Source organism: Halorubrum ezzemoulense DSM 17463 (assembly GCF_002114285.1).
Taxonomy (GTDB): Archaea; Halobacteriota; Halobacteria; order Halobacteriales; family Haloferacaceae; genus Halorubrum; species Halorubrum ezzemoulense.
This window is the reverse complement of record NZ_NEDJ01000041.1, coordinates 1-22,113: the sequence shown is the minus strand read 5'-3', so window position 1 is coordinate 22,113 and position 22,113 is coordinate 1. Positions and strand designations below refer to the sequence as shown.

The following is a 22,113-nucleotide window of genomic DNA, read 5'->3' as shown; positions in this document are numbered from 1 at the left end:
GACGACGCCCGGAGGGGACCGTCGCGGCGGCGAGGAGGGACAGAGTTTAGCGACTCCCCCGTGATCGCTCGTCTGATGACCGATCACGACGGCGTCTGCGTCCTGTTGCCGACGATGAACGAGGCCGAGACGGTCGCACGCGTCGTCGCGGACTTCCGGGACGCCGGATTCGAGAACGTCTTGGTTATCGACGGCGGCTCGACGGACGACACGCAGTCGATCGCCCGCGATTCCGGCGCGCGCGTCGTCGAACAGTCCGGCCGCGGGAAGGGGCAGGCGGTCAGGGAGGCGGTCCGCGACCACGTCGAGGCCCCGTACGTGCTGATGGCGGACGCCGACGCCACGTACGACGCGGACGACGCGGCGGCGATGCTCGACCCGCTCTTCGACGGCGAGGCCGAACACGTCGTCGGCGATCGCTTCGCGGACATGCGCCCGGGTGCGATGACGCGCCTGAACCGGGTCGGCAACCGCCTGATCAACCTCGCGTTCCGGGCGATCCACCGCGAGGACTACGGCGATATCCTCTCGGGATACCGCGCGTTCACCCGCGAGTCGTTCCTGCGGCTCCACCTCACCGCGGACGGGTTCGGTATCGAGACCGAGATGGCCGTCGAGTGCGTGAAGAACCGCGTCCCGGTCGCCGTGGTCCCGATCACGTACCGAGAGCGGCCCGGCGGCTCCGCGACGAACCTCCACCCTGTCCGGGACGGTGGGGTGATCTTCCTAGAGCTGTACCGGAAGGCGAAGACGAACAACCCGCTGTTCTACTTCGGGAGCGTCGGCGTGGCGTCGACCACGGCGGGAATCGCGATGGCGTCGTTCGTGCTGTACCGGTACCTCGCGTTCGGGATCAGTCACGAGGTGGTCGCCGTCGGCGCGGTCGGCGCGACGATCCTCGGGATCCAGCTGCTCGTGTTCGGCTTCCTCGCCGACATGATCCACACCCTCCACCGCGAGCAGATCGCACGCTACGAGCGGGCCGTCGGCGGCGGAGCGACAGGGGGCTCTGCGGCGGCCGGCGACGGCGGGGAGGCCTCCAGACCGGACGAAACTCCCGAAGCGAGAGAACCGGAGCGGTGACCCGGCGAGAGCCTGACGCGGTCGGCGAGCGAGACCGACGCGACGGTTAAGCCGGGGAGGGCGAGGACGACCGACGAACACCGAACCGGAGAGCGGCGGACGGCGATCCGCCTCGCGAGGGCAGACGACCGAAGCCGACTCGCACGCCGCGATGACGGGAGAGACGCTGTCTACGTTTCGCTTCGGAGAGGGACAGAAAACTATATTTCCGGTAAAATGTGCGTTCTAATCATGAATACGTCCCTAAGACCGGCGATCACTAACACGGATGTAAGATGATCGTCCCTAACAACTATCCATAAGTCTGAAGTTTTTTTATACACACAATCTTACTACTTGGTATGCCACGGCGAAACATTGAGAATCGTGATGATTCCCGGCATATCGGCCGGCGACAATGGCTCTCCGCGCTCGGCCTCGCCGGCGCCGTAACGCTCGCCGGCTGTTCCGGAAACGGCGGTGACGGGTCGGACGGCTCTGACGGCGGTGGCGGCGGGGGCGGCGAAGTCGAGGTTCCCGATTTCCCCCGGTTCGGGGTCGGTGACCTCTACGGATCGGAGGTCGCTCGCAACCTGGCACGGGAAGCGTTCGAGGAGTCGGAATACGACTACGGCTTCGACGGGGACGTCATGGTCAACCCCGAAGGAGACCAGGTCGAGATCGACATCTATCACAGCGCCGCCTCCGAGACCAACCAGCTCCTCGCGGAGTTCATCGCACAGGAACTCGAGAACAACCTCGGTATCAGCGTCACTCCCGAAGCGATCGACGGGACTCGGTTCAGTAACGAGTACTACTCGGGCGACCCCGAAGGCGGGACGGATACGGTTAACGGCGAAGAGGTGGAGTGGTCGAACCCCGGACCGCGGAACCCGGGGCCGCGCTCCGTCACGAGCAACGAGGCGTGGGATATGTCGGTCAACTTCGGGCTGAACACGTACCCGCTCAACCCCCTCACGAACCAGACGTTCTTCGACGGGGCGAACGCGAACTTCAACCCGGTCGGCTACTACCCGCAGTTCGACGTCGAGTCCCTGTTCGAGCAGGCGAGGCAGGCGACGAGTCGGGACGAGATCCGGCAGGCGTTCGTTGACATCTTCGCGAACCTCGCGCGCGAACAGCCCTACATCATGCTCACTCTGGGCGACGATATCATCGGGTACAACCCCGACCTCACCGGTCCGATCGAGAACTTCTCGAACGGCTGGGACCTCCCGGCGTGGCACATCGACGACCCCAGCGTGTCGGGCTCGTACGACACGGTCACGGGAGCCAGTTTCAACACGCTGAACCCGCTGTACAACAACGAGTCCGGGGCCGGAACGGCCATCGAGCGCGCGATCGATCCCGGCTACACGTTCGACGAGAACCAGGAGTACTTCCCGCTTTTGTACGACATGTCCACGGAGGACGGCGAGGTGTGGACGTTCGAACTCCGTGATAACCTCCAGTTCAGCGAGCCGTACGGGCAGGTCACCGCCGAGGACTTCGTCTATCAGATCCAGGAGGTCCAACAGGCCGATTGGGCGAACACCGCCGACTCGGACAGCTGGGAGGGCGTCGAAGTCGAGCAGACCGGGGAACTCGAGTTCGAGGCGACGCTGGAAACGTCGAACGTGCTGTGGCCCCAGACGTACGACCCGTACCTCTACCCGATTCCGCGTGCCCTCCTCGAACCGTACGTCGAGGAGGAGGACGTGGCGGGGCTCCAGCAGGACGAGGAGCTCCTCGAACTCCAGTTCTCGGGGAACCTCGGGCCGTTCGAGCTCGAAGAGTGGAACCGCGGCTCGGGTACCGAGTACGTCCGGAACGACGAGTACTACCTCCGGGACATCGACGAGGGGCCGGACCTGTTCTCCGAAGGGCCGCTCTTCGAGGAGGCGTCGATCAGCGTCGTTCAAGAGCAGGCGTCGCGTCTCGGTGCGCTCGAGACGGGCGAGGCGGACGCGGCGGCGATTCCGCCGGAGCAGTACGAGTCGTACAGCGAAGACGATAACGTGACCGTCCGGCAGGTCCCCACGCCGTACAACACGATCATCTCCGTGAACCAGCGCGCGAACGGGTGGAACACCGGTCCGGGCAACATGTTCCAGCTCGTTCCGTTCCGCCAGGCGATGGCGGCGGCGATCGGCAAAGAGGAGCTGATCCAAGGGGTCTATCGCGGACTCGCCTCCTCCCACTTCACCTGGCAGCCCCGCTGGTCCGAGTTCTACCCGTCGACGGACGAGTAAGAGCGAGCCACCCCGTTCTCACCCTACCGACTTACACATCACATGGGATTTGGAAGGTACGTCACCGCTCGGGTTCTCTGGGCAGCAGTCGTATCGCTCATTATCGTCACGATCACGTTCCTGCTGCTCTCGGCCGCGCCGAACCCGGCCGTCCAGCGGGCAGCGACGCAGGCGGCGCTTCAAGGCGGCGATCCGGCGGAGGCGGCCGAGCGGGTACGCGAGCTGCGCGGGCTCGACCAACCGCTTCACGTCCGGTATTTCGACTTCATCCGGAGCGTGTACACGCTCGACTGGGGCTGGTCCGTGAGCCGGAGCCAGCCCGTGATGGAGGCGGTCACGCAGGCGCTGTACTACACCGCGCAGTACTCGATTCCGTGGACCATCCTCACGATCACCTTGGGGCCGCTCGTCGGCGTCTACTCCGCCGCGAACATGTACAGTTGGAAGGACCACGCGGCGACCGGGTTCGCCTTCTTCGGCTACGCCATCCCGAACTTCTTCTTCGGGATCATCCTCCTGTTGATCTTCGGCGTGTGGCTGGAGGTGATACCGGTGATCTACAACACGAGCGCACCGGTGTTCAGCGTGGAGAACGCGATCCAGCTGTCGGTCCCGGTGTTCGTGTTGGTCACCGGGTCGATCGGCGCCGTCATGCGCGTCTCCCGGAACGAGTCCGCGGAGTTCCAGAACGCCGACTTCATGAAGACGGCAAAGGCGAAGGGGGTCTCCCCGCTTCGTGCGTACGCGTATCACGTCATGCGACCGACCCTCGTCCCGCTCTCGACGACGCTCGTGGGACAGCTCCTCGCGCTGTTCCTCGGGTCGTCACTCCTCGTCGAGGTCGTGTTCGGTATCCCCGGGCTGGGACGGTTGACTTACGAAGCGCTGCTCGCGCAGGACACGAACCTCGTGTTGGGGACGACGCTGTTCTTCACCTTCGTCGCCGTCATCGGGAACCTCCTCGAGGACATCGTGTTCACCGTGCTCGACCCGCGGATCAGCTACGATGACAGGTAACATAACCGAAAACAATGGCAACTGAAGACTCCGAACGGTTCGATCAAGTCGACTGGAACGACCTCTCGCGGTCGGGGCGGTTCGATCTGTCGACCAACTCGATCGGGATGCTGCTGACGACCCTGCCGCTCGCGCTGCTCGGCGTGTACGACTGGCGCTTCACCGGCCAGCGCACCCCGACCTTCGAGTTCATCGGCCTCGAACGGAACTTGGAGAGTCTCGACTTCTTCTTCATCTTCACGCTGTTCCTGGCGTTCTGGTACCTCGTCTTGCCGCTGTACCAGAACCCGCGGATGACGCGGTACTACTGGAAGGAGTTCAAGCGCAACCGCCCCGCGGTCGTGAGCCTCGGCTGGCTCGGCATCGTGTTCGTCGGCGGGCTCGTCGGCCCGCTCGTCATGAACGCGCCGCAACAGGACCTGTTCATCGCCTACCAGCCGCCGGTGTTCACCTCCGTCGTCGACACGACACCGGCGACGTGCGTCGGCGAGGTGATGAACGGACGGTGTTACGGCACCTGGCAACACCCGCTCGGGACCACGCAGGGCGGGAAGGACGTGTTCACGATGATCGTCTACGGGATGACGATCAGCATGCAGATCGCCTTCATCACGACGACCATCGTCGCCACGATCGGGATCTCGTTCGGGACGCTCAGCGCGTACGCCGGCGGGTGGGTCGACGAGATCATGATGCGGTTCGTCGACATCATCCTCTCGTTCCCGACGTTCCTGATGTTCCTGCTCATCCTGTACATCTACGGGGCCGGACTGGGGATGTTCATCGTGGTGTTCTCGCTGTTCGCCTGGGGCGGGACCGCCCGCTACATCCGGAGCAAGTCGCTGTCGATCTCCGAGGAGGAGTTCATCAAGGCGAGCCGGATCAGCGGCGCGAGCACGTATCAGGTGATCCGCGGACACGTCGTGCCGAACGCGGCGAGCAGCATCATCACCCAGCTCACGCTGCTCATTCCCGGCTTCCTGCTCGCGGAGGCCCAGCTCGCGTTCCTCGGGATCGGCGACTCAACGGTGCCCTCGTGGGGGCAGCTCATCTCCGCCGGGCGGAGCGACCTCTCGTTCGCCCCGTGGATCGTGTTAGCGCCGGGTATCGTGCTGTTCCTGACCATCCTCGCGTTCAACTTCCTCGGTGACGCGCTGTTGGACGCGCTGAACCCCGAAGCGGAGGCGGAGAACGAATAATGGCCGACGATCAGCCACTACTCGAGGTCGAAAACCTCACGACGACGTTCAGCACCGACAACGGAACGCTCACCGCGGTCGACGGGATCGACTTCAGCGTCGACACCGGCGAGACGGTGTGTATCGTCGGCGAGTCGGGGTCCGGAAAGACGGTCGCGACGGAGTCGATCACGCGGATTATCAACACCCCGCCGGGAGAGATCGAGGGGACCGTCCGGTACGACGGGCGCGACCTGCTGTCGCTCCCCGAATCGGAGCTTCAGAACATCCGGGGCAACGAGATCGCACACATCTTCCAGAACCCGCAGGAGGCGATGAACCACTGCTACACGGTCGGGTGGCAGATCACCGAGGCGCTCCAGATCCACCAGGACGTCTCCGACGACGAGGCCCGCGCGAAGGCGGTCGACCTCATGGACCGCGTCGGGATCGCGAACGCGAGCTCGCGGTTCGACGACTACCCGCACGAGTTCTCCGGCGGACAGAAGCAGCGCGTGATGATCGCGATGGCGCTCGTCGGGGACCCCGACCTGCTCATCGCCGACGAGCCCACGACCGCGCTCGACGTGACCGTCCAAGCGCAGATCCTGCGGCTCCTCGACGACCTCCAAGAGGAGTTCGAGATGGGAATCCTGTTCGTCACGCACGACCTCGGCGTCGTCGCGGAGATCGCCGACCGGATCGTCGTGATGTACGCCGGGAAGGTGATGGAGCGGGGCGGCGTCCTCGACATCTTCGATCACCCCGGGCATCCGTACACACAGCAACTGCTGGAGTGTTTGCCGGAGTTCGGGGGATCCGGCGGCGGCATTCCGGGGACGCTCCCGGACCCGCACGACCCGCCGGACGGCTGCCGGTTCGCTCCACGGTGCGAGTACGCCGAGGAAGCGTGTCGCACCGGCGACCAGCCGGACGAGGTCGAGGTGGCGCCGGGCCAGGAGGTCTCCTGCGTCCACTACGGGCCGGGCGGCAACCCGTCGGTAGTCAGGAGCGACGGGCTCGGACCGGGCGACGGAGCGGCCGACGGCGACAGCGAGGTGGGTCCCGCCGATGACTGAGCCGCTGCTCTCGGTCCGCGACCTGAAGAAACACTACCCGATCCGGAAGGGGCTGTTCAACCGGAAGGTCGGCGCCGCCCGCGCCGTCGACGGGATCAGCTTCGACATCGAAGAGGGCGAAACGCTCGGACTCGTCGGCGAGTCCGGGTGCGGGAAGTCGACCGCGGCGAGTTCGGTGATCCACTTGGAGGAGCCGACCTCGGGCGAGGTCATCTTCAACGGGAACGGACGCGGGGGCGCGACGCGCGACCCCGACGGAACCCACCCCAACGACGTGACGCAGTTCGACGACGACGAGATGATGGCGTTCCGGCGGGGCGCCCAGATGATCTTCCAAGACCCGTCGTCGAGCTTCGACCCGCGGGTGTCCGTGGGGAACGCCGTCGGCGAGCTGCTCAAGGTCCACGGGATGAGCGACCGCCACCGGCGTCGCGCCATCGTCGAGGACCTGCTCGAACGCGTCGGGCTCTCGGCGAGCGACTTCGACCGGTACCCGCACGAGTTCTCCGGCGGGCAGAAACAGCGGATCGCGCTCGCCCGGGCGCTCGTGTTGAACCCGGACCTCATCATCGCCGACGAGCCGGTGAGCGCGCTCGACGTCTCCATCCAGGCGGAGATACTCTCGCTGATCAACGACCTCCAAGACGAGTTCGGGCTGTCGCTTCTGTTCATCAGCCACGACATGTCCGTCATCCGCCAGATCTGTGACCGCGTGGCCGTGATGGACCTCGGCGAGATAGTCGAGATCGGGCCGGTGGAGGAGATCTTCACCGACCCGCAACACCCATACACCGAGGCGCTGCTGTCCTCGATCCCGACGCCGGACCCGCGCGCGAGCGTCGGCGGCATCGAGCTGAAGGGCACCGTGCCGAGTCCGACGAACCCGCCGAGCGGGTGTCGGTTCCACACCCGGTGTCACAAGGTGATCCAACCGGACGGCGTCGACGTCGATCAGGCCGACTGGCGCGGGCTGTTGAACTTCCGCGACAAGGTCAGCGCGGGCGAGGTCGACGTCGAACAGGTCCGCGAGAACATCGCCGCCGGCGGCTCCGACCTGACCGACGCGGAGGTCCAGGCGGAGATCCGCCGGGAGTTCGACATCGGGGAGACCGTCGACGACCCCGACCTCGAACGGACCCTCTCGGAGGCGCTGGATCTCCTGATCGACGGGAACGACGAGCGGGCGGGAGAGGTCTTGCGAAACGCGATCACGACGCCGTGCGCCGAGACCGAGCCGGAACGGACGGTCCACACGCCGGACCACGAGTCCGCCTGTCTCCGACACGAGGGTCAGGCGGCCGCGGAGCCGAACCCCGCGGACGACTGATCCCGGCCGCGACCGAGCCGGGACCGCTCACTCGGTCGTCGACGCGAGCGACGCCGGGTCGATCCGCCGCGGCTCCGGTACTGGTTTTCCCGCCGGAGCGACCGCCACGTCGCCGCGAGACTCGTCGCCCGACGCGTCTCCGCCGCCCGTCGCCGCGAGCACCGCCGTTCCGCCGGCGGAGAGCGGGGCGACGAGGCCGGCGGCGAGCGCCGAGGGGTCGGAGAAGGGTGCTCTGAGGACGACTCGCGTCTCGTCTCCGATCCCGGCGGCCTCGACCGCGGCCGCGGCGCGCGAACAGAGGTCGCGGTGGCTGACCGACAGGTCCGCCCCGCGGACGACGGCGTCGTCGGGGGCGATGTCGCTCGGCGGCATCCCGGGGTTCTCGCTCCACAGCTCCTGTTCCCAGTGCGTGGTGTCGGGACGCTCGGGCGAGCCGCCGAAGGCGGCGAGGTTCGTTCCTGGCGCCGGATCGAGCGCGGCCGCGGTCGCGACCGGTGCGAGGACGACGCGGTCACCGGCGTCGATCCCCGCCGCCGGGTCGAACCGGACCGGCGCCCCGACGGCGGCCGCGCCGAGGAACGCGAGCGTCGTGTGGAATCCCGGAATCGGCTCGACGGCCACGGTCGCGCCCGTCCGGACGCCGAGGTACCGGAGCACGTTCGCCGCCTTGTAGCCGTTCGTGATCAGGTCGTGGGAGGTCCGTTCCCGGCCGTCCGGCGTCACGAGCGCCACGTCGCGACTGCGTCGGTCGCGCGCGAGGAGTTCGCCGACGAGTTCCATACTCGGTTCTCGGAACGCGCGCGTCTTAACGCTGCGGCGTCCCGGAGGCGACCCCGCGGCCCGACCGGACTGCGTCGGGGCGGCGTCAGGGCGCGCCGGCGATCACCATCTCCGAGCCGTCGGCCGAGAAGGCGAGGTCGCGGGTGGACTCCGGGTCGACCCGGACCGCGTCGCCGGGCGCGAGGGCGACGGCGTCCCTGTCGACGGTGAGCGTCGCCTCGCCGTGGAGCAGCAGGTACACCTCCTCGTGGTCGGCGTCGCCGTGGTCGTGTTCCATCCCCTCCCAGCCGTCGTCGGCCTCGACGACGGTCACGCCGAGCCGCTCGCAGTCGAGCGCCTCTCGGAGGAAGAACATCCCGGGCGCGCGCGGTTCCACGTCGTCGTAGGCCGTCGTGTCGTAGCCCATGCGCTGACCGTCGCCGCGAGGGATCGAAAAGCTACGGGCCGTGAGGGAAGAGGCGCGGCGCCGCGAACGCCACTCAGAAGGAGCTTTTCAGCTTCTCGAAGAAGCCGCCGCCGACGTCGATGTCCTCGCCGCCGGCCTCCGCGAACGCCTCCAGCGCCTCGCGCTGCTCGTCGTTGAGCGACTCGGGCACGACGACGGCGACCTGGACGTAGAGGTCGCCGCGACCGCGACGACGGAGGCGGGGCATCCCTTTGCCCTGAAGCCGGAAGGTCTCGCCGCTCTGGGTCCCCGCGGGGACATCCATCTCGACCGTTCCGTCGACCGTCTCCACCTCGACGGTGTCGCCGAAGACGGCCTGCGGGAAGGATATCGCCTCGTTGACGCGGAGGTCGTCGCCGTCGCGCTCGAACCGGTCGCCGACGTCGACATCGACCTCGATGAGCAGGTCGCCTCTCGGGCCACCGTTCTCCCCGGGCGCGCCCTCGCGTTCCATCCGGAGGCTCTGCCCGGAGCGAATCCCGGCCGGGATCTCGACCGACAGCGTCGCCTCCTCGCGGACGACGCCGTCGCCGCCGCAGTCGGCGCAGTCCTCGCTGTACAGCTCACCCTCGCCCTCGCAGCGGGGACACGTCGACGTCTGCTGGACGCGCCCGAGCGGCGTCTGCTGGACCTGCTGGACCTGCCCGCGGCCGTTACACTGCGGGCAGGTCTCCACGTCGGCGTCCGGGGGATGCCCCGCGCCGCCGCAGGTGTCGCACTCGGTCGGTCGCGTGAGCGTGACCTCCTTGGTCGCCCCGTTGAACGCCTCTTCGAGGTCGATCGTCAGTCCGGTCTTGAGGTCGCGCCCCTGCCGCGGGCGGTTGCCGCCGCCACCGCCGCCGCGGCCGCGACCGCCGCCACCGAAGAACTGGTTGAAGATGTCCTCGAACCCGCCGGCGCCGCCAGCGCCGCCGGCCCCGCCGAAGGGACCGCCGGCGCCGCCCGGACCGGCACCGCCGCCGGTCGCGCCGCGCTTGTCGGCCTGGGTGAACCGATCGTGGCCCATCTGGTCGTACTGCTGGCGCTTCTGCTCGTCGGTGAGCACCTCCTTGGCCTTCTGGATCTTCTTGAACCGCTCCTCGGCGTTCTCGTCGTCGCTGACGTCGGGGTGGTGTTCGGCGGCCTGCTTGCGGTACGCCTTCTTGATCTCCTCCTCGCTGGCGTCCCGCGACACGCCGAGGACGTCGTAGAAATCTTCGGTCATGCGTTGCGTTTGTTAATTGGTGTTGATCGACGGGTCGATTTAAGCGGCGGGGTCGAGGCGTCGAGCGTCGGGTGAGAGGGCGTTACTCCTCGTCGTCGTCTACGTCCTCGAAGTCGGCGTCGACGTACTCCTCGTCGTCCGCGTCGCCGCCGGGACCGGCACCGCCGGGGCCCGCCGCACCGCCCGGACCGCCCGGACCGCCAGCGCCGCCCATCCCGCCGGGACCGGCGCCGCCCGCGCCGCCCGGACCGGCCTGCGCGGCCTGTCCCTCGTACATCTGCTTGCCGATCTCCTGGAGCTCCTCGGTGAGCGCCTCGGTCACGGACTCGATCTCGTCGGTCTCGGCGTCCTCGTCTTCGAGCACGTCCTCGACGTCGTCGATGGCCGCCTCGATGTCGGCGACGAGCTCGTCGTCGTCGAGCTCCTCCTCATTCTCTTCGAGGAGGGTCTCGGCGCGCTGGATCGTCGTCTCGGCCTCGTTGCGGGCCTCGATCCGCTCGCGGCGAGCCTCGTCCTCCTCGGCGTGCTTCTCGGCCTCCTCTTGCATCTCCTCGATCTCCTCGTCGGAGAGGCCGACGCCGCCCTCGATGGTGATCGACTCGGCGTTACCGGAGCCCTGATCCTCTGCTTCCACGTTGACGATCCCGTTCTCGTCGATGTTGAACGAGACCTCGATCTGCGGGGTTCCGGCCGGCGCCGGCGGGATGCCGGAGAGCTGGAACGCGCCGAGCAGCTCGTTCTCCTCGGCGATCTCGCGTTCGCCCTGGAAGACGCGGACGTTGACGGAGGTCTGGTTGTCCGCGGCCGTGGTGAACACCTTCGACTCCTCGGTCGGGATCGTGGTGTTCTTCTCGATGAGCCGCTCGAAGAGGCCGCCCTTCACCTCGATACCGAGCGAGAGCGGAGTCACGTCGAGGAGGACGATGTCGTCGACGTCGCCGGAGAGCACGCCGCCCTGGACCGCCGCACCGAGCGCGACCGCCTCGTCGGGGTTGACGTTCTTCTTCGGCTCCTGGCCGACGAGCTCTTCGACCTTCTCCTGGACCTGCGGCATCCGTGTCGAGCCGCCGACGAGGATGACCTCGTCGATGTCCGACTTCGAGTAGTCGGCGTCGGCGAGCGCCTGCTCGGTCGGCTCGACGGTACGGTTGATGAGGTCAGCGGTGAGGCTCTCGAACGTCGCGCGGGTGACGGACTGTTCGAGGTGGACCGGCCCGCTGTCGGTCGCGGTGATGAACGGGAGGTTGACCGTGGTCTCCTTCTTGTTCGACAGCTCGATCTTCGCCTCCTCGGCGGCGTCCTTCAGGCGCTGGAGCGCCTGCCGGTCGTCGCGGAGGTCGATCCCGTGGTTGTTCTGGAACTCGTCGGCGAGGTGGTCGATGAGCGCCTCGTCCCAGTCGTCGCCGCCGAGGTCGTTGTCCCCGTTCGTGGCGACGACCTCGTAGACGCCGCCGCCGAGGTCGAGGACCGACACGTCGAACGTGCCGCCGCCGAGGTCGTACACGAGGACGGTCTGGTCGGACTCGTCGTCGAGCCCGTACGCCATGGAGGCGGCCGTCGGCTCGTTGACGATGCGCTCGACGTCGAAGCCGGCGATCTCGCCGGCGTCCTTCGTCGCCTGCCGCTGCTTGTCGTTGAAGTACGCGGGGACGGTGATGACCGCCTTCTCGACGTCGTCGCCGAGGTACTCTTCGGCGTCGCGTTTGATCTTCTGGAGGATCATCGCCGAGACCTGCTCCGGCGTGTACTCCTCGTCGCCGATCTCGACGGTGTAGTCGCCGTCGCCCATGTGCCGCTTGATCGACTGGATCGTGCGGTCGGGGTTCTGGACGGCCTGGTTCTTCGCCGGCTTGCCGACGAGGCGCTCGTCGTCGTCGGCGAATGCGACGACCGAGGGCGTCGTCCGGTCGCCCTCGGCGTTGGCGATGATCTCGGGCTCGTCGCCCTCCATCACCGCGAACGCGGAGTTGGTGGTACCGAGGTCGATACCGAGAATTTTGTTGCTCGCCATCTTGGTCACAGATAGCGGCTTGTTTCGGTTAAAGGTTACTAGACGCCGCGATCTCCCCGGGAGAAGAAAGCCGCCGCCGTCGTGCGTTTTCTCGATCGTGTGAGTCGCTCACATCGATGTTTTTATACCGATCCGCAAACGCAGCGCCGGTCTCGGGCTCGCGGACGCGAACCGGCCCGGACTCGCCGGCTCAGATCCCGCTCACGAGGTCTTCGAGGACCGCCTCGGGGTCGTCGGCCTTCGCGACGCCGGAGGCCAGCAGGACGCCGGCGGCCCCGAGGTCGCCGGCGGTCGACACGTCCTCGCCGGTGGAGACGCCGGCGCCGCAGAACACGTCAACCGCGGGGTCGACGGCCTCGGCGGCCGCGACCGCGTCCTCGACGATACCCGGGTCCGCGGTGGCGACGGAGACGTCGCCGCCGATGAGCTCCGGGGGCTCGACCGCGACGGCGTCAGGGCCGAGCGCGGCGGCGGCGCCGACCTGCGCGGGGTTGTTCGCGCAGACGATCGTCTCCAGGTCAGCGCGCTCGGCCGCGCGGACCGAACCGTCGATGTCGGCGAGCTTCAGTCGCTTCTCCGAGTGGTTGATCAGGGTCCCCTCGGCGCCGTTGTCGGCGGTGGCCTCGGCGAGCGTCGAACCCGTGTGCGAACCGTGCTCGTTCGGCGAGACGTGCTGCGCCCACGTCTCGACGCCCGTCTCGGCGACGCGGGCGAGGTCGGCCGCCTGCGGCGAGACGGCGATCCGCGCGCCGGACGCCTCGGCGACGTCGCGGGCCGCGGTCGCTACCTCGATCGGATCGCACGGGTACGCCTTGAGGTTCACCAGGATGAACATACCTCTACTCGGGGAGCGCGGCGCAAATAGGTTCGTGCTTCGCGACGCTCGCTCGGGGTCCCGTCGTTTCGACCCCTCACAACCCCGGGAACCGGGCGACCCGGGGGGCGGAGAGCAGAAACGACCTTATACCCCGATGCTGTGGGTCCGACAAGAGATGTCCCTCATCGAGCTCATCGCCGGCGTGGAAGCCCACGAGGCCACGCTGACCGTGTTCAACGCAGAACCGGCGGTTACGGAGGAGCTCCGGGAGTATTTCGCCGACCGCAACGTCCGGATCGTCGACGATCAGACCGCCGCCGGACCGGAGGCGTGCGCCGTGGTGGCGCGGGACGGCGCGTTCGTCACGGGCGTCACCGTGGACGAGCTGCTGCCGGGGCGGGGCGGAGACGAGGGGGAGACACCCGCGGAGCGAGGTGAGACGCCCGGCAAGGTCGGGAAGCCGGTGTTGGATCACCTCGACGAGACGATGTTTACCTCCTACTCCCGCGAGGACATGGTCGCCGCGTCGCGGGAGATCGAGGACCGCGCCTGGCGGGTCGGCGACGGAGAGCTCCACGCGGGGTTCCAGACCCTCGACGTCCTCACCGGGGAGGCGGACACCTACGACCTGCTCGGCGAGAAGGACCGGCTCGACGTCCACGCGTACGCCGCCGCCGAGGGCGACGCACCCGACGTCGGCACCTACACGGTCCACGTCGGCGAGACCGCCGAGATCCGCGAGACGTGGTTCGTCGCGTACGACGGGGGCGGCTACGAGGACGCCAAGTGCGCGCTGCTCGCCGAGGAGCGCGCGCCCGGCGAGTTCTACGGGTTCTGGAGCTACGACCCCGAGACGGTCGACTACATCATCGACTACCTGACCGAGCGGTACGGCGGATCGGAGCAGACGGACGGCGGCGGCGCGACCGTCTGAGGGCCGGGAATAACGAGTACGGCGGGGCCGGAGCGTCGTCGCGGCTCAGTCCTTCCGCTTGACGACGTCGCCGAGCGTCATCGTGCCGGCGTCGTCCGTCTCCCAGTCGGCGTCGTCGGTCGACTGCCCCTCGACCAGCGAGATGTCGAGCGCGCGCTCGAGCTTGCGCTGGACCTCGTCGGTCGGGAGCGTGTCGGCGCGTTCGAGCTTGCGGATGAGGCTCGCCTTCTCGTTGAGCTGGTCGGCCAGCTCCTCCTGGCTCAGCCCGCGCGACTCCCGCGCATCGCGGATCAGCTCGTCGTAGTCGGTGGCGATCTCGTCCATGTCGTCGAACATGTCGCGGGGGCGAGTCGAGCTCCCCGACGAGCCGCCGGAGCCGGACGATCCGGACGACGAAGACGACTTCCCGGTGCTGGAGCTGGTGGAGTACTTGCCGCCGCCGGAGCTCGTCGACTCGTCGCGGACCTCGGTGCCGAAGTCCGTACACGAGCTACAGAGCTCCAGCTCGGCGCCTTCGACCTTCGTCGTCGTCAGCGAGGCCTCCTCGGCGCCGCACATCTCACACTGGGGCATACGCGACGCTAGCGCTCCCGATGGTATAAAGGGTGTGCCGCGGCGCCGGGCGCGGGTCACGCCGGCGAGGTCCCGACCGCAATCGTGCCGCTGTCGGTACCGACTTGTCGCCGCGGCCGGCAGGACTGGTATGGACGTCCACGTCACGCGCTCGACCCTGCGAGGGACCGCCCGCGCGCCGCCGTCGAAGAGCTACACCCACCGCGCGCTGCTCGCCGCCGGCTACAGCGACGGCGCGACCGTCGAGTCGCCGCTGGTGTCCGCGGACACGCGAGCGACCGCCCGCGCCGTCGCGGCGTTCGGCGGTTCGGTCGCGCGCGCCGGAGACGGGAGTTCGACCGCCGAAGGCGAGCCCGGCCTGACGGGCGCCGACGCGCTCTCGGTCGAGGGGTTCGGCGGCCGCCCCGCCGTCCCCGACGACGTGATCGACTGCGCGAACTCTGGGACGACGATGCGGCTGGTCACCGCCGCGGCCGCGCTCGCGGACGGCACCACCGTCCTCACCGGGGACGAGTCGCTCCGCTCGCGCCCGCAGGGTCCGCTCCTCGACGCGCTCGCCGACCTCGATGTCCGCGCGGAGTCGACGCGGTCGAACGGGCAGGCCCCGCTCGTCGTGACCGGCCCGCTCGCCGGCGGCGAGGTCGCCATCCCCGGCGACGTCTCCTCGCAGTACGTCACCGCGCTGCTGATGGCGGGCGCCGTCACCGAGGAGGGGATCGAGGTAGAGCTCACGACCGACCTCAAGTCGGCGCCGTACGTCGACATCACGCTCGAACTGCTCGCCGACTTCGGCGTCGAGGCGACCCCGGTCGACGAGGACGGCGATCCGCTCGACGGTGCCGCGGGCGCCGCGGGGTTCTCGGTCCCGGGCGGACAGACGTACGCGCCGAGCGACGAGACGTACGCGGTCCCCGGCGACTTCTCCTCTATCTCCTACCTCCTCGGCGCGGGCGCGGTCGCGGCCGCGCCCGGCGAGCCGCTCCGGATCGAGGGCGCCCGGCCGAGCGCGCAGGGCGACGCCGCGATCGTCGAGATCGTCGAGCGCATGGGCGCGCCCGTCGACTGGGACCGCGAGGCCGGCGCGATCGCGGTCGAGCGCGGCGATCTCTCCGGCGTCACCGTCGACGTGGGGGGAACGCCCGACCTGCTCCCGACGATCGCCGCGCTCGGCGCGGTCGCGGACGGGGAGACGCGGATCGAGAACTGCGAGCACGTCCGCTACAAGGAGACCGACCGGGTGTCCGCGATGGCCGAGGAACTCGAAAAGCTCGGCGCCGAGACGACCGAAGGGCGGGACGTACTCACGATTCACGGAGGCGAAAGCGATCTCGTCGGGGCGACCGTCGACGGCCGAGCCGACCACCGGATCGTGATGGCGCTGTCCGTCGCTGCGCTGGCGGCCGAGGGGACGACGCCCGTCCGCGGCGCCGAACACGTCGACGTCTCCTTCCCCGGCTTCTTCGACGCGATGGCCGACCTCGGGGCGACCGTCGAGCGCGGGGACGCGCGGGGAAGGGAATAGTTATAGCCGTTCGCAATACACACAATAGTATATGGTGGCAGACAGCAGATGAGCGGTGATCCGGCGTCGAACGGAGCGGCGGACGGACCGAACGCGGCGGTCGTCGTCGGCGTCGTGTTCTCGGCGATCGTGGTGCTCACCGTGATCGCGTACACGGTGACTGTGACCACGGTCAACCTGCTTGCCGTCGACCTGCTCGCGTACCCGGTCGGCGGGGTCGCGCCGTTCGTCGTGATCACTGGGGCCATTCTCACGATCCCGATAATGATTCCGACCGCGCTGATCTCGATGAAGCGACTCGGCTGACCGCGGTCGCGGCGTCATCCGGTCACCGCTCGAAGCGCGACGGTCGCCGCCGAATCCGGACCGACGGCTACACAAGCCCACCGGACCGACACACGCGTATGGACGACATCGACGTCGAGCCCGTCGACCGGGTCGACGAGGCCGACGACGACACCGCGGTCGAGCCCGCGGAGACGGACGAGGAGCTGACCGTCGACGAGGAGCTCGCTGACCTGCCCGCGGGCGTCGACGCGCCCGACTACGTGCTGTACGGCGGGAAGGGCGGCGTCGGAAAGACGACGATGGCGGCCGCGACGGGGCTCGCCTCGGCCGCGGGCGGCGTCCGGACGCTCGTCGTCTCGACCGACCCCGCGCACTCGCTGTCGGACACCTACGAGACCGAGATCCCCGCCGAGCCGGCGCGCATCCGCGAGGACGTGCCCCTGTACGCCGCCGAGATCGACCCCGACGCCGCGGTCGACGAGGGGATGTTCGGGGCGGACGGCGACCCGCTCGGCGGGCTCGGCGAGATGGGCGACGCGATGGGCGGCATGGGCGGCGAGGGGCCGATGGGCGGCGCCGAGGGCGAGGACGGCGAGGGGCTCGGCGGACTCCTCGGCGGCACGATGCCCGGCGCCGACGAGGCGGCGGCGATGCGCCAGCTGCTGGAGTACCTCGACGACCCGCGGTTCGACCGCGTCGTCGTCGACACCGCGCCGACCGGTCACACGCTCCGCCTGCTCCAGCTGCCGGAGATCATGGACTCGATGCTCGGGCGCGTGATGAAGCTCCGGCAGCGCTTCTCCGGGATGATGGACGGGATCAAGGGGATGTTCGGCGGCGGCGAGGACGACCCCGACCCCTCGGCGGATCTCGAGGAGCTCCGCGAACGCATCGAGCGACTCCGAGCGGTCCTGCGCGACCCCGCGAAGACGGACTTCCGCGTCGTGATGATCCCCGAGGAGATGAGCGTCGTCGAGTCCGAGCGGCTCGTCGCGCGGCTCGACGAGTTCGGAATCCCGGTGAACACGCTCGTCGTCAACCGTGTGATGGAGGGCGTCGGCGACGTGACCGGCGGGAACGGGGCCGGGATCGACCCCGACTGGGTGGTCGAGCCCAACCCCGACACCTGCGAGTTCTGCGCCCGCCGGTGGGAGGTCCAGCAGAGCGCGCTCCGCCAGGCGACGGACCTGTTCCGCGCCCGGGACGTGAAGCGGGTGCCGCTGCTCGCGAACGAGGTCCGGGGTGAGGCCGCGCTGCGGGTCGTCGCAGCCTGTCTGGACTGAGCGGTCCGACTACGGCTCGCGTCCGGCGCTACTCGGTCGCGCTCCCGAAGATCCGGTCCCGGACCAGCTCCGCGACGCCCGCGAGGTGCGCCTGTCCGAACAGCCCGACCAGCACCGCGCCCGCGGTGTTGTACATGAGATCGAGCACGGTGTCGCCGAGCCCGTGCTGCGCGAGCGGCATGTCGATGCCGGTCTCGGTCGCGACGATGTCTAAGCCGAACTCGAACAGCTCCCAGAGCACGCCGAACGCGAGGACGATGAGGACGATGAAGACGAACGCGAACCGCGACGGGATCCGGATCCCGTCGCTGTGGAGGTCGATCGCCCGGAGCGTCGTGTAGCCGACTGCGGCGACCAGGGAGGCCGACAGCGCGTGCGTCATGTGGTCCCACCACTCGACGCGGGCGTAGAACCCGGCCGAGCCGACCGTGTGGAGGAACACGGCCGTCGTGATCCACAGGGCGAGCCACGGGTCGAGCGGGAGGTCGTACCGGCGCTCGAGCGCCGCGGGGACCAGCGTGACGAGGAGCGCAATGACCCCGTTGCTTACTGCCTTCTGCTCGCCCGCGAGGAAGCCGTACGCGACGATACCGACGAGCAGGACCTGCATCGCGCCCGTGAGTCGACGCTGCGACGCGAGCGACAGCCGAGGGAGCAGCGTCATCGCCGCACCACCCGGCGGATGACGCGACGGAGGAGACGTCCCCGGCGGCGGAAGTAGCCGTCGAAGAGGAGTCCGGCCGCGATCCCGGCCAGCGTGACGTACATGTACTCGGTCATCAGCGCGTCGTTCGTCGTCAGGTACGCGGTGCCGACGCGCTGGTCGAGGTTCCAGCGCAGCACCGTCCACACCGCCGCCGTCGCCAGCGTCGTCATCACGACGAAGGCGACCGCGAACCAGTGGGTGAGCCGCAGCGACGTGAACATGTGGAGGTCGACGGCGATCACGAGCGCCAGCGCCGCGATGGCGACGTACGCCGCGAACGTCCCTAACTCGCCGCCGAGGAGCGCGCCCACGAGGACCGGGAGCAGCGCGAGGCCCACCAGCTCGGCCGGGAGCATCGTCCGCCAGTCGCGAGCCGCGACCGTGGGCGCGAGCAAGACGCCGCCGAGTCCGACCGCGATCGCCGCCGACAGCAGGTCGTAGTCGAGCGCGCTCTCGACGAGGACTCCGCCCAGGACGGCGATCATCGCCCACGCGACGAGGGCGTTGAGCCGGCCGTCGCGGATCAGCTGCGTGAGTCTGTCCTCGACGGATCCCAGCGTGCCGGCGAGGTCTTCGCCGGACTCCCCGTCGCCGACGCTCGCGTCGGAGCCGGTCTCGGCGTCGCGGCGTCGGTCGCCGTCCATGTCCGGTACCGAGGCCGGGGAGGATTATAAGCTGTCGCTCCGGATCAGCGGTGGGCGCGACGGTGTACGGCGGCGAACGGGTCCCGAGACCGGCGGCGAACGGACGCGCTTTTATCTTCCACGGCCGTGTTGTCGGTATGAACTGTCGGCGGTGTGGGACCCCGTTAGAGAAGCCGGGGGACTACTGTTTGACCTGTAACACCGCCAACGCCGACGCGGTCGTCGCCGAGTTCGACGCCGACCGCGCGCACCTGACGATGTTGGACGAGGACGCCGTCGTCGGCGAGACGACGATCACCACGCGCCCGGAGGACACCGAGCGCCTGACGGAGGTCCAACTGCGGAACTTCGCGGGGCGCGTCGCCGACGAGATCCGACGCAAGCGACCGGAGACCGTCTACGCCGCCGGCGAGCGCGAGCCGCTCCGCGAGACGCGCGCGCAGCTCCACCACGAGTTCTACCGGGTGCCCGACGGCGGCGCCGGCGGGAGCGACCGAGACGGGACAACGGCGAGCGACCCCGCAGACGACGGCGGGAAGCCGGACGTGAGCCCCCTCGTAGAGTGGGTGCTCGACCGTCGCGGCGACCGGTCGCTGGCGGTGGTCGAGACCCCGCCGCGCGAGAAGATCGGCGGGTCGCACTCGACGCTCATCGGCGACCGCAAGGGGCGGAAGGCCGTCCAGACCGTCGCGGAACACCCGCACGTGAAGAAGATCGTTCCCGGTCCCATCGACGCCGGCGGGACGGGGTCGCGGACCGGCCTCCGCGCGAAGGCGACGCGCGCGGGGACCAACGGCAACGTCCGGCTACTCCTGCGGGACGGCTCCAGCGTCCAGGAGAACCGGATCGTCACCACGGCGATGGACCGCGAGACCGGCGAGCGCGTCCGCGAGGACCTCAACGAGGCGCTCCGGGACGCGGAGCTCCAAGACGTGTAGCTTCCGGCCCCGCCCGCCGTGTGCGGATCTGGCGTCCGATGTCCGTATCTCGGTCGCAGCGCCCGGAAGCGGCCACTACCGACCGCGTCGCTGTCGCGGGGTTTTTCACGAGACCGGTCGTTGCGAGCGGTGTGAGTACCCTCGTCACGCTCGGCGCGGGCGTCGTCTTCGGGCTGGCGCTCGCGGCGCCGCCCGGTCCGATGAACGCGGTGATCGCCGAGGAGGCCGTCCTCCGCGGTCGCTTCGCCGGCTTCCGGGCCGGCCTCGGCGCGGCGACCGCCGACGCGATCTTCTTCGTCCTCGCGTACGTCGGCGTCGTCGCGGTCGTGGAGTCGTTCCCGCTGTTACAGGGCGTCATGGTCGCGGTCGGCGGCGTCCTCATGCTGTACTTCGCCGTCGGCGCGGCCCAAGGCGCGCGGGCGTCGTTCCGTCCGACCTCCGGCGAGGAGCCGATCGCGGCCGAGGGGAAGGGGTTCCGCAAGGCGCTGGTGCTCGCCCTGACGAACCCGTACCAGGTGCTGTTCTGGCTGACGATCGGCGTCGGCCTGCTTCAGCCGGGCGAACTCGACGTGTTGTCCCGGCTCCCGGTGGTCGGAGCCGACCTCGCCGGGACGCTCGTGGTCGCCACCGGCTCGCCCGCGCTCATCGGCGGGTTCTTCCTCGGCGTGCTGGTCTGGGTCCTCGGCTTCCCCACGGGACTCGTCGCCGCGGAGCGCAGGATCGAGGCGTTCGCCCCGATCGTCGCCGTCGCGTCGGCGTTCGTGCTCGCCGGCTTCGGCGTCTACTTCCTCTACGACGCGGCGACGACGCTGGCCGCGCTTGGGGCGTAACCGGGGCGGCCGTCGCCCGTCGGCCGCTCCGCGGCGGCCGCGCCCGCCGTACATGGACAACGGCTTTGACCCGTCGGCGCGACCGTCCCGTATGTTCGAGAAGACGACGTGGATCAAGCTCCCGCGGAACGTCCTCGTGGGACACGACGTCCTCGACGACCTCGGGGAGGCGGTCGGCGAGCTCTATCTCACCGGGCGGCCGCTGATCGTGACGAGCCCGACGCCGAACGAGATCGCCGGCGACCGCGTCAGAGCCCAGTTCGACGACCCCGCGACCGCGGTCGTGGAGAACGCCTCCTTCGCGGCCGTCGAGGACCTGAAGGAGACCGCGGAGGCGGTCGACCCGGGCTACCTCATCGCGCTCGGCGGCGGCAAGCCGATCGACATCGCGAAGATGGCAGCCGACCACCTCGACGTCGGCTTCGTCTCCGTCCCGACGGTCGCCTCCCACGACGGTATCGTCTCGGGGCGCTCGTCGATCCCAGAGGGCGACACGCGCCACTCGGTCGCCGCCGACCCGCCGCTCGCCGTCGTGGCGGACACGACGCTGCTCGCGGACGCCCCGTGGCGGCTCACCACCGCGGGTTGTGCGGACATCATCTCCAACTACACCGCGGTGAAGGACTGGCGGCTCGCCCGCCGCCTGCGGAACGTCGAGTACAGCGAGTACGCGGGCGCGCTCTCGGAGATGACCGCGGAGCTGCTCGTCGAGAACGCCGACATGATCCGGCCGGGCCTAGAGGAGTCGGCGTGGGTCGTGGTGAAGGCGCTCGTCTCCTCCGGGGTCGCGATGTCGATCGCCGGCTCCTCGCGGCCCGCCTCGGGCGCGGAACACCTCATCTCCCACCAGCTCGACCGCATCGCGCCCGGTAAGGCGCTCCACGGCCACCAGGTCGGCGTGGCGTCGATCATGACGGAGTTCCTCCACAGCGGCGAGAACGGGCGGTGGGCGGCGATCCGCGACGCGCTCGCCGAGCTCGACGCCCCGACGACCGCGGGCGAGCTGGGGATCGACGACGCGGAGCTCATCGCCGCGCTCACGAGCGCCCACGAGATCCGCGACCGCTACACCATCCTCCAGGGCGGGATCAACGAGGAGGCGGCGATAGGGGTCGCGACCGCGACCGGCGTCATCGAGGAGTGATCCCGGTTCGGCGCGCGGGACGCCGCCGGACGGCCCCGCGTCGCCCCCGAAGAACGGCCCCGCGTCACCCCTGCGGAAC

General features: G+C 69.1%; 21 protein-coding genes. 13 read left to right on the top strand and 8 right to left on the bottom strand.

Annotation, left to right across the window (positions count from 1 at the left end):
* The first annotated feature begins 75 nt into the window (after positions 1 to 75).
* The 6 genes from aglJ to B9H04_RS11635 all read left to right on the top strand — a co-directional run bounded on the left by aglJ (position 76) and on the right by B9H04_RS11635 (position 7,915).
* Positions 76 to 1,083 carry an S-layer glycoprotein N-glycosyltransferase AglJ gene (aglJ, locus tag B9H04_RS11660; protein ID WP_049931263.1) on the top strand — a complete coding sequence of 336 codons (1,008 nt, stop codon included), beginning with the start codon at positions 76 to 78 and terminating at the stop codon, positions 1,081 to 1,083.
* 341 nt (positions 1,084 to 1,424) lie between these two features.
* A complete protein-coding gene (locus B9H04_RS11655; protein ID WP_085682726.1) occupies positions 1,425 to 3,314 on the top strand; it encodes an ABC transporter substrate-binding protein in 1,890 nt (629 codons plus the stop codon).
* A 42-nt stretch (positions 3,315 to 3,356) separates the two neighbouring features.
* A complete protein-coding gene (locus tag B9H04_RS11650; protein ID WP_049931266.1) occupies positions 3,357 to 4,331 on the top strand; it encodes an ABC transporter permease in 975 nt (324 codons plus the stop codon).
* A gap of 14 nt (positions 4,332 to 4,345) precedes the next feature.
* The gene (locus B9H04_RS11645) at positions 4,346 to 5,530 is read left to right on the top strand and encodes an ABC transporter permease (protein ID WP_049931267.1); all 1,185 of its coding nucleotides are present in this window, start codon (positions 4,346 to 4,348) and stop codon (positions 5,528 to 5,530) included.
* Positions 5,530 to 6,588 carry an ABC transporter ATP-binding protein gene (locus tag B9H04_RS11640; protein ID WP_049931268.1) on the top strand — a complete coding sequence of 353 codons (1,059 nt, stop codon included), beginning with the start codon at positions 5,530 to 5,532 and terminating at the stop codon, positions 6,586 to 6,588. The genes B9H04_RS11645 and B9H04_RS11640 overlap by 1 nt, the downstream gene beginning before the upstream one ends.
* The gene (locus tag B9H04_RS11635; protein WP_085682725.1) at positions 6,581 to 7,915 is read left to right on the top strand and encodes an ABC transporter ATP-binding protein; all 1,335 of its coding nucleotides are present in this window, start codon (positions 6,581 to 6,583) and stop codon (positions 7,913 to 7,915) included. The genes B9H04_RS11640 and B9H04_RS11635 overlap by 8 nt, the downstream gene beginning before the upstream one ends.
* Before the next feature lie 27 nt (positions 7,916 to 7,942).
* Here the strand turns inward: B9H04_RS11635 and B9H04_RS11630 are convergent, their stop codons facing one another.
* The 5 genes from B9H04_RS11630 to tpiA all read right to left on the bottom strand — a co-directional run bounded on the left by B9H04_RS11630 (position 7,943) and on the right by tpiA (position 13,190).
* Positions 7,943 to 8,695: an acyl-CoA synthetase family protein gene (locus B9H04_RS11630; RefSeq protein WP_049931270.1), complete on the bottom strand. Its 753-nt coding sequence runs from the start codon at positions 8,693 to 8,695 to the stop codon at positions 7,943 to 7,945.
* An 85-nt stretch (positions 8,696 to 8,780) separates the two neighbouring features.
* Positions 8,781 to 9,101, bottom strand: coding sequence for a cupin domain-containing protein (locus B9H04_RS11625; RefSeq protein WP_049931271.1), 321 nt, complete (start codon positions 9,099 to 9,101; stop codon positions 8,781 to 8,783).
* Positions 9,102 to 9,174: 73 nt separating this feature from the next.
* On the bottom strand, positions 9,175 to 10,344 hold the full coding sequence (dnaJ, locus tag B9H04_RS11620; protein WP_049931272.1) for a molecular chaperone DnaJ: 1,170 nt from the start codon (positions 10,342 to 10,344) through the stop codon (positions 9,175 to 9,177).
* An 82-nt stretch (positions 10,345 to 10,426) separates the two neighbouring features.
* Positions 10,427 to 12,355 (bottom strand): molecular chaperone DnaK, encoded by a 1,929-nt coding sequence (gene dnaK / locus B9H04_RS11615; RefSeq protein ID WP_211216861.1) that lies wholly within the window; start codon positions 12,353 to 12,355, stop codon positions 10,427 to 10,429.
* A 190-nt stretch (positions 12,356 to 12,545) separates the two neighbouring features.
* Positions 12,546 to 13,190 carry a triose-phosphate isomerase gene (gene tpiA / locus B9H04_RS11610; RefSeq protein ID WP_049931274.1) on the bottom strand — a complete coding sequence of 215 codons (645 nt, stop codon included), beginning with the start codon at positions 13,188 to 13,190 and terminating at the stop codon, positions 12,546 to 12,548.
* A gap of 157 nt (positions 13,191 to 13,347) precedes the next feature.
* On the opposite strand from tpiA, the gene B9H04_RS11605 reads away from it, so the two are divergent.
* Complete coding sequence (locus tag B9H04_RS11605; protein ID WP_085682724.1) at positions 13,348 to 14,106, top strand: DICT sensory domain-containing protein; 759 nt, start codon at positions 13,348 to 13,350, stop codon at positions 14,104 to 14,106.
* 45 nt (positions 14,107 to 14,151) lie between these two features.
* On the opposite strand, the gene B9H04_RS11600 is transcribed toward B9H04_RS11605, so the two are convergent.
* Positions 14,152 to 14,679 (bottom strand): multiprotein bridging factor aMBF1, encoded by a 528-nt coding sequence (locus tag B9H04_RS11600; RefSeq protein WP_049931276.1) that lies wholly within the window; start codon positions 14,677 to 14,679, stop codon positions 14,152 to 14,154.
* A 130-nt stretch (positions 14,680 to 14,809) separates the two neighbouring features.
* Here B9H04_RS11600 and aroA point away from each other — a divergent pair, with 130 nt between their 5' ends.
* From aroA to B9H04_RS11585, 3 genes are all read left to right on the top strand, one after another.
* Positions 14,810 to 16,201: a 3-phosphoshikimate 1-carboxyvinyltransferase gene (gene aroA, locus B9H04_RS11595; protein WP_049931277.1), complete on the top strand. Its 1,392-nt coding sequence runs from the start codon at positions 14,810 to 14,812 to the stop codon at positions 16,199 to 16,201.
* Positions 16,202 to 16,249: 48 nt separating this feature from the next.
* Entirely contained in the window at positions 16,250 to 16,507 is a 258-nt protein-coding gene (locus tag B9H04_RS11590; protein WP_049931278.1) for a hypothetical protein, read from the top strand.
* Positions 16,508 to 16,605: 98 nt separating this feature from the next.
* Positions 16,606 to 17,772, top strand: coding sequence for an ArsA family ATPase (locus B9H04_RS11585; protein ID WP_049931280.1), 1,167 nt, complete (start codon positions 16,606 to 16,608; stop codon positions 17,770 to 17,772).
* A 28-nt stretch (positions 17,773 to 17,800) separates the two neighbouring features.
* On the opposite strand, the gene B9H04_RS11580 is transcribed toward B9H04_RS11585, so the two are convergent.
* Together B9H04_RS11580 and B9H04_RS11575 are read right to left on the bottom strand one after the other, a co-directional pair.
* Entirely contained in the window at positions 17,801 to 18,436 is a 636-nt protein-coding gene (locus B9H04_RS11580; RefSeq protein WP_049931281.1) for a hypothetical protein, read from the bottom strand.
* Complete coding sequence (locus tag B9H04_RS11575; protein ID WP_049931282.1) at positions 18,433 to 19,122, bottom strand: hypothetical protein; 690 nt, start codon at positions 19,120 to 19,122, stop codon at positions 18,433 to 18,435. The genes B9H04_RS11580 and B9H04_RS11575 overlap by 4 nt, the downstream gene beginning before the upstream one ends.
* 137 nt (positions 19,123 to 19,259) lie before the next feature.
* Here B9H04_RS11575 and B9H04_RS11570 point away from each other — a divergent pair, with 137 nt between their 5' ends.
* The 3 genes from B9H04_RS11570 (at position 19,260) to B9H04_RS11560 (ending at position 22,034) form a co-directional block, all read left to right on the top strand.
* A complete protein-coding gene (locus tag B9H04_RS11570; protein ID WP_049931283.1) occupies positions 19,260 to 20,060 on the top strand; it encodes a DUF2103 domain-containing protein in 801 nt (266 codons plus the stop codon).
* A 131-nt stretch (positions 20,061 to 20,191) separates the two neighbouring features.
* Positions 20,192 to 20,890, top strand: coding sequence for a LysE family translocator (locus B9H04_RS11565; RefSeq protein ID WP_049931285.1), 699 nt, complete (start codon positions 20,192 to 20,194; stop codon positions 20,888 to 20,890).
* A 91-nt stretch (positions 20,891 to 20,981) separates the two neighbouring features.
* The gene (locus B9H04_RS11560) at positions 20,982 to 22,034 is read left to right on the top strand and encodes an NAD(P)-dependent glycerol-1-phosphate dehydrogenase (RefSeq protein ID WP_049931286.1); all 1,053 of its coding nucleotides are present in this window, start codon (positions 20,982 to 20,984) and stop codon (positions 22,032 to 22,034) included.
* The last annotated feature ends 79 nt before the right edge of the window (positions 22,035 to 22,113 follow it).

Excerpts from the sequence above, each read along its gene's own strand:
- B9H04_RS11635 (WP_085682725.1), top strand. The coding sequence starts at position 6,581 with ATGACTGAGCCGCTGCTCTCGGTCCGCGACCTGAAGAAACACTACCCG.
- B9H04_RS11570 (WP_049931283.1), top strand. The coding sequence starts at position 19,260 with ATGAACTGTCGGCGGTGTGGGACCCCGTTAGAGAAGCCGGGGGACTAC.
- aglJ (WP_049931263.1), top strand. The coding sequence starts at position 76 with ATGACCGATCACGACGGCGTCTGCGTCCTGTTGCCGACGATGAACGAG.
- B9H04_RS11600 (WP_049931276.1), bottom strand. The coding sequence starts at position 14,679 with ATGCCCCAGTGTGAGATGTGCGGCGCCGAGGAGGCCTCGCTGACGACG.
- B9H04_RS11655 (WP_085682726.1), top strand. The coding sequence starts at position 1,425 with ATGCCACGGCGAAACATTGAGAATCGTGATGATTCCCGGCATATCGGC.
- B9H04_RS11560 (WP_049931286.1), top strand. The coding sequence starts at position 20,982 with ATGTTCGAGAAGACGACGTGGATCAAGCTCCCGCGGAACGTCCTCGTG.
- B9H04_RS11650 (WP_049931266.1), top strand. The coding sequence starts at position 3,357 with ATGGGATTTGGAAGGTACGTCACCGCTCGGGTTCTCTGGGCAGCAGTC.
- aroA (WP_049931277.1), top strand. The coding sequence starts at position 14,810 with ATGGACGTCCACGTCACGCGCTCGACCCTGCGAGGGACCGCCCGCGCG.
- B9H04_RS11625 (WP_049931271.1), bottom strand. The coding sequence starts at position 9,101 with ATGGGCTACGACACGACGGCCTACGACGACGTGGAACCGCGCGCGCCC.
- dnaK (WP_211216861.1), bottom strand. The coding sequence starts at position 12,355 with ATGGCGAGCAACAAAATTCTCGGTATCGACCTCGGTACCACCAACTCC.
- B9H04_RS11575 (WP_049931282.1), bottom strand. The coding sequence starts at position 19,122 with ATGGACGGCGACCGACGCCGCGACGCCGAGACCGGCTCCGACGCGAGC.
- B9H04_RS11630 (WP_049931270.1), bottom strand. The coding sequence starts at position 8,695 with ATGGAACTCGTCGGCGAACTCCTCGCGCGCGACCGACGCAGTCGCGAC.
- B9H04_RS11645 (WP_049931267.1), top strand. The coding sequence starts at position 4,346 with ATGGCAACTGAAGACTCCGAACGGTTCGATCAAGTCGACTGGAACGAC.
- tpiA (WP_049931274.1), bottom strand. The coding sequence starts at position 13,190 with ATGTTCATCCTGGTGAACCTCAAGGCGTACCCGTGCGATCCGATCGAG.
- dnaJ (WP_049931272.1), bottom strand. The coding sequence starts at position 10,344 with ATGACCGAAGATTTCTACGACGTCCTCGGCGTGTCGCGGGACGCCAGC.
- B9H04_RS11590 (WP_049931278.1), top strand. The coding sequence starts at position 16,250 with ATGAGCGGTGATCCGGCGTCGAACGGAGCGGCGGACGGACCGAACGCG.
- B9H04_RS11605 (WP_085682724.1), top strand. The coding sequence starts at position 13,348 with ATGTCCCTCATCGAGCTCATCGCCGGCGTGGAAGCCCACGAGGCCACG.
- B9H04_RS11585 (WP_049931280.1), top strand. The coding sequence starts at position 16,606 with ATGGACGACATCGACGTCGAGCCCGTCGACCGGGTCGACGAGGCCGAC.
- B9H04_RS11580 (WP_049931281.1), bottom strand. The coding sequence starts at position 18,436 with ATGACGCTGCTCCCTCGGCTGTCGCTCGCGTCGCAGCGTCGACTCACG.
- B9H04_RS11640 (WP_049931268.1), top strand. The coding sequence starts at position 5,530 with ATGGCCGACGATCAGCCACTACTCGAGGTCGAAAACCTCACGACGACG.